We start from the raw sequence: 270 nt of genomic DNA on the forward strand, positions 1-270 counted from the left end.
TCAGGTGCCAAGCCAGCTGGCGGTCTGTCAGGCAGCAGCAGTTTCTGTTGGCGTGATGCATGTGCATGAGAGCGACGGCTGTTGAGCAAATCCAGAAAAGATAGATGCTCGTCCAATTTCGTTTCTGGTGCTTTAGCTGCCACCATCGCTCTATTATCTTGTTCTTGTTGATAAATGGCGTCAACGAGTTTTTCTCCCAATGCTTTTCGCTGTTCTTCTATTGGCGGTGGTGGCTCATTGGCCTGCGGTGCACCTGGAGGTGGAACGCCC

1 protein-coding gene is annotated in these 270 nt (G+C 51.9%); it reads right to left on the reverse strand.

The features are described 5' to 3' along the window. Positions 1-270 (reverse strand): hypothetical protein (locus tag PZC42_RS24715; RefSeq protein ID WP_277214177.1); only part of this gene is annotated, 270 nt, incomplete at both ends.

It is taken from the genome of Isoptericola croceus (assembly GCF_029382255.1).
GTDB lineage: Bacteria > Actinomycetota > Actinomycetes > Actinomycetales > Cellulomonadaceae > Isoptericola > Isoptericola croceus.